Origin of the sequence: Calidithermus terrae, from assembly GCF_003574345.1 — a bacterium.
In the GTDB taxonomy this organism is placed as follows: domain Bacteria; phylum Deinococcota; class Deinococci; order Deinococcales; family Thermaceae; genus Calidithermus; species Calidithermus chliarophilus.
The window spans coordinates 1-5,664 of record NZ_QXDL01000233.1 but is presented as its reverse complement, the minus strand read 5'-3'; the positions used below and the strand labels follow the sequence as shown (position 1 = coordinate 5,664).

At 71.4% G+C, this 5,664-nt stretch carries 3 protein-coding genes; all 3 read right to left on the bottom strand.

The window, feature by feature from the left end; translation table 11 throughout:
- The coding region (locus Mterra_RS18170; RefSeq protein WP_147372927.1) for a GGDEF domain-containing protein at positions 1 to 1,146 on the bottom strand (1,146 nt) is incomplete at its 3' end.
- A gap of 209 nt (positions 1,147 to 1,355) precedes the next feature.
- The gene (gene ispH / locus Mterra_RS18165) at positions 1,356 to 2,384 is read right to left on the bottom strand and encodes a 4-hydroxy-3-methylbut-2-enyl diphosphate reductase (protein ID WP_119316430.1); all 1,029 of its coding nucleotides are present in this window, start codon (positions 2,382 to 2,384) and stop codon (positions 1,356 to 1,358) included.
- A gap of 79 nt (positions 2,385 to 2,463) precedes the next feature.
- Positions 2,464 to 5,664 (bottom strand): EAL domain-containing protein (locus Mterra_RS18160; protein WP_119316429.1); only part of this gene is annotated, 3,201 nt, incomplete at its 5' end.

The window sequence follows — 5,664 nt, the reverse complement described above, 5'->3', positions numbered from 1 at the left end:
GATCTCGCCGAGCAGGTAGCGGCGGTTGGGGACGCCGGTCAGCGCGTCGGTGTGGGCGAGGCGGTAGTAGGTCTCGGCCTGCAGGCGCAGGCGGGTCACCTGCTCCCCGAAGCCGATCACCAGGCAGTCGGGGGTGTCGCCCGGCCGGGCCACCACCACCCCTAAGCTGGCGCTGAGGGGCTCGAGGCCCCCCAGCAGCGGCTCTTTGAGCCCCTCGCGCAGCCGTTCGGCCAACTGGGTGGCCTCCTCGAGGCCCGCCTCCGGCAGCAGCACCAGGAATTCCTCCCCGCCCCACCGGCCCATGCGGTCCGACTGCCGGATGCCGCGCTGGATGCGCTGGGCCACCTGCTGCAGCACCCGGTCGCCGGTCTCGTGGCCGTAGCAGTCGTTGACCTGCTTGAAGCGGTCGAGGTCGAGGAGGATGAGGGCTAGGGGGCGGTCGTAGCGCTGGGCGCGCTCGAGCTCGCGCCCGATCTCGCCGAGCAGGTAGCGGCGGTTGGGGACGCCGGTCAGCGCGTCGGTGTGGGCGAGGCGGTAGTAGGTCTCGGCCTGCAGGCGCAGGCGGGTCACCTGCTCCCCGAAGCCGATCACCAGGCGGCACAGCAGCAAGTAGGCGACTTGCGAAAGGTAGAACTGGGCCAGGGCGTCGAGGTGGGCCAGGCCGGGCCGCCAGCCCCCCCACCACAGCGGCAGCAGGGTGACCAGGCCGACGGCCAGGTGGAGGCCCAGGATCCCCAGCGACAGCCGCAGGGCGTGGCGGTAGCCCGCCACCAGGTAGGTCCACAGGTAGAGCGTCCCCGTCCACAGCGACGGCAGCCAGATGTGGTCGTCCCACAGCGCCAGCGCGCTGAGGTTGAGGTGGGTGTTGATGAGGAAAAACAGCGTGCTCCCGCCCAGCACCGCGTACTCGAAGGCCGGGGTTATGCGCCGCTGCCACAGCAGCACCCCGTAGCAGGCGAACAGCCAGGCCGTGGTGATGGGCAGGTTGTAGCGGTCGAGGGGGCCCAGCTCGGGGGTGGGCCGGTTCACCAGCGCGCCGATGAGGGCCGCCAGCAGCACCACCGGCAGCCCCAAGCGGTACACCCGGTTCTTCAACACCTCGAGCGCGGGATCGCGGGTTGGGGGCAAGCCTGACCCGGGGGGCATGGGCTAATTCTCCATCTGCAACGTTACACCGGCGTTACGCAAGACGCCTCGAGCCACCTCGTTCAGCTGGGTTTACAAGGAAGCATTATGGCAAACCCGGCGGGTTCTCCACAATCCCTCGGGCGGGGGTAGGTCCCCCCCGGCTTTCTCCGAGCCGCCGGCGGCTTCCGCGCTGAGCCCGTCCCGGGCTCCCGCGGGGCGGGAGGCGTTCAGGAGGAGCGGGCGAGCACCTCGTCGGGGGCCAGGCGGCGGGGTTCGCGGAATTCGATGTTCTCCCACTCGCCCTCCTCGACGACCTCGAGCGCGGGGTTCAGGGCCTTGAAGTAGGCCACCGCCTCCTGCACCAGGTCGTCGGGGGTGGAGGCGGCGGAGGTGATGCCCACGCTGCGCACGCCCTCGAGCCACTCGGGCCGGATCTCCTGCGCGGTGTTGATGCGCTCGGCGCGGGGGGTGAGCTGCTGGGCCAGCTCCAGCAGCCGCATCCCGTTGGAGCTCTTGAGGCTGGTGAGCACTAAGAACAAGTCCACGTGCGGGGCGATCTTCTTGACCGCGTCCTGGCGGTTCTTGGTGGCGTAGCACAGGTCGTCGCGCGGGGGCACGACCAGCTTGGGGAAGCGGGCCTTGAGGATCTCGACGGTGGCGAGGGTGTCGTCTACGGAGAGGGTGGTCTGGGTGAGCACCACCACCCGCTCGGGGTCGGGGACCTCGACGGTGCGGGGGTCGGCCATCTTGGGGTCGCGGCCGACGTGGGTGTGGACGGAGACCAGGATGGTGCGCTCGGGGGCCTCGCCGCGGGTGCCCTTGATCTCCTGGTGCTCGCTCGAGTCGCCGATGAGCAGGATCCAGTAGCCCTCCTTGGCGTAGCGCTTGGCCTCGGAGTGGACCTTGGTCACCAGCGGGCAGGTCGCGTCGATCTGGTGGAGGCCCTGCCGGGCGGCGTCGGTGCGCAGCCAGGGGGGGATGCCGTGGGCGCTGAAGACCACCGTGTCGGCCAGGCGGGCCCCGGCCCTAGCGCGCTCCTCGCGCAGGGCCTCGACCTCGGCTAAGTCCTCGACGAAGTGCACGTTGTGCTCTTGCTCGAGGCGCTGCACCACCACGTCGTTGTGGACGATGGCGTGGTAGACCACCACTTCGCCCTGCTCCCGCAGCTCGCGCGCGGCCTTCTCCACGGCCTCGATGGCCATGACCACCCCGGCGCAGAAGCCGCGGGGCCTGGCGAGATAGACCTTCTCGATCACGCCCCCATTGTAGGGGCTGGCCCGGGGAGGTTCGTGGCAGGGGCAGCTATTGGGCCGCCGAGCGCCTCCGGCCAGCGCTTCAGGACTCGGGGCCCAGCGGCACCTGGAAGGCGAAGCCGCCGCTGCCGGAGGGGCTGGGCATGCCGATGTAGTAGCCCTGGGCCAGGTCGCAGCCCGCCGACTGCAGCCAGGCGAGCTGGCGCGGGGTCTCCACCCCCTCGGCCAGCACCTCCAGCCCCAGGCCGTGCCCCAGCGCGATCACGCTGTGCAGGATGGCCTCGTCGCGGGCGTTGCCGATGCCGGCGACGAACTGCTTGTCGAGCTTGAGCATGTCCACGGGCAGGTGCTTGAGGTAGGCCAGCGAGGAGTAGCCCATGCCGAAGTCGTCGAGGGCGATGCGCGCGCCGAGGTTGCGCAGGGCCTGCAGGTTGTGGATGGCCTTCTCGCGCTCGAGCATCAGCGCGGTCTCGGTGATCTCCAGCCACAGCCGCCCCCGGCCCAGCGGGTGCTGCTGCAGGAGGTGCGCGGCCAGCTCGACGAAGTGGGGGTCGTGGAAGTTGCGCGCGGAGAGGTTGAGCGAGAACTCCAGCCCGTGGCTTTGGGCCTCGCGCAGGGCCTGCTCGAGCACGAAGAGGTCGAGCTCCTGGATGATGCCGGTCTCCTCGGCCAGGGGCACGAACTCGCTGGGGGGGATCATCCCGCGCTCGGGGTCCTGCCAGCGCACCAGCGCCTCCATGCGCCGCAGGGTCTGGGTGCGCAGGTCGAGGACGGGCTGGTAGTGCAGCAGCAATTCGCCCTGCCCCAGTGCCCGCCGCAGGCCCTGCAGGGTGGACAGGCGCTGGCGGGTGTAGCGGTTCTGGGCGGGGTTGTAGAAGCGGAAGCCGCCGCCTTCGGCCTTGGCCTGGTACATGGCGATGTCGGCGGCGCGGGTGAGGGCGTCGAGGGTCTCGCCGTCGCGCGGGTAGACCGCCAGCCCGATGCTCGCCCCCACGTGCACCGTCTCGCCCCCCACCACGAAGGGCTGCTTGAGGGCCTCGAGCAGCCGGCTCGCCACCTGCGACGCGCCGCGGGAGTCGGTGTCGCACAGCAGCAGCGCGAACTCGTCGCCGCCCAGGCGGGCCTGGGTGTCGGCCTCGCGGCTGAGGTTGCGGATGCGGTCGGCCACCAGCCGCAACAGCTCGTCGCCCACCTTGTGGCCCAGGGTGTCGTTGATCTCCTTGAAACGGTCGAGGTCGAGGTAGGCCAGGGTGACGGCCTGCTGGCTGCGGCGGGCGCGGGCGAGGGCCTGCTCGGCGCGCTCTTGCAGCAGGAAGCGGTTGGGCAGCGCGGTGAGGGGGTCGTAGTAGGCCAGCCGCTCGACCTGGGCCTGGTAGGCCTTGCGCTCGCTGATGTCCTGCAGGCTGCCCTCGAAGTACAAGGGCTTGCCCTGCTCGTCGCAGACGAGGTGGGCCACCTCCTGCACCCACAGCCGCCGCCCGTCGCGCCGCACGAGCTCGGTCTCGGTGATGTGCACCCCGCCGTGGAGGTACTGCTCGATCAGGGCGGGACGGGTCTGGGGGGCGCAGTAGAAGCTGCCGGCGTTGTGCTGGCGCAGCTCCTCGAGGCTGTCGAAGCCCAGCATCTGGACCAGGGCTGGGTTGCCGTCGAGGAAGTAGCCGTCGAGGCTGGTGCGGTAGAGGCCGATGGGCATGCCCTCGAAGAGGCTGCGGTAGCGCGTTTCGCTCTCGCGCATGGCGGTCTCGGCCAGGCGCCGCTCGCTGATGTTGCGGGCCACCGCCAGCACCCCCACCGCCTGGCCCTGCTCGTCGCGCAGGAAGCTGATCTGGATCTCGCTCCACACCGGCTGGCCGTTCTTGTGGGTGAGGGTGAGCTCGAGCACGTGCGAGGCCCAGGGATCGGCCGGGCCGTGGGTCTGGCCGAGCTGCTGCCGCACCACCTCGCCCACCCGCGCGGCGTTGTGGGGCGAGAGCACGTCGTACAGGTTGCGCCCCTGCAGCTCGGCGGCCTCGTAGCCGTTGAGCCGGTAGACCGAGGGGCTGACGTAGCTGAAGTTGAGCTCGAGGTCGAGGATGAAGATGGCGTCGGTGACGTTCTCGGCCAGGAGGCGGTAGCGCTGCTCGCTCTGGCGCAGGGCCTGCTCGGTCTGCTTGCGCGCGGTGATGTCGCGCACGATGGCGATGAGGGTGGTCTGGCCCAGCCGCGGGTCCTCGACCGGGCTGGCGCTGACCTCCACGGTCAGGAGGGTGCCGTCGAAGCGCCGGTACTGCTGCTCGGCGAAGGGCACGCGCTGCTTGTGGGCGGTGACCTGGCGGATGCGCTCGGCGACCTGCTGGCGGAACTCGGGGGCCACGAACTCCACCACCGGCTGCCCGACCACCGCCGCCGCGCCGGGGGCGCCCAGCAGCTCGAGGTAGCGGGGGTTGGCGTAGAGGATGACCCCCTCGGCGCTGACCTGGAGGATGCCGTCGGGGGAGGTTTCGACCAGGGCGCGGAAGCGGCTCTCGCTCTCGCGCAACGACCGGAACAGCCTCGCGCGCTCGAGCACCAGCCCCAGCGGGGCCGCCACGCTCTGCAGGCGCTCGAGGTCGGCGGGGGTGAAGACCTCGGTGCGGCTCTCCACCGCCAGCACGCCCCCCACCTCCTCGGCGATGCACACCGGGATCGCGATGGCCGACACCACGCCGCCGACGGCGTCCAGGAAGTCCGGGTCGGCGGCAGGGTCGGTGATGAGCTGGGCCTGCGCGTTGCGGACGGCGCGCCCGATGACCCCCCGCTCCAGCGGGATGCGCTCGAACCACCGGTGGTAGCCCACCTGGTGTTGCAGGATCAGGTCTTTGCCCTCGAGCAGGTACAGCGAGGCCAGCGACCCGCCCAGCGACTCCGAGACCGCCTCCACCACCTTGCGGAAGACCGGCTCGGGCTCGAGGTCGGTGGCTAGGGCCCGCAGCACCGAGGAGAGCAGGCTCAGCTCGGCCACCCGCCGCTGGCTCGCCGCTTGCAACCCGGCGTAGCGCTGCTCGCTCTGGCGCAGGGCCTGCTCGAGCCGGGACCGCTGGAGGGCCTCGACCAGCGCGTGGGCGGCCCAGCGTAGGGGCACGGTCTCCTCCTCGCCCCAACCGGACGCCCGGGCTCCGCGCAGCAGCACGAAGCCCCACAGCCGCCCCTCGAGCCCGACCGGCAGGGCCAGCCCGTAGCCGGGCTCCAGGTCCTGCCGCAGGGTCTGGCCCTGGCGCAGGGGCTCGAGCCAGGGGTGGCCGGGCCCCAGCCGCCGGGGCCAGAC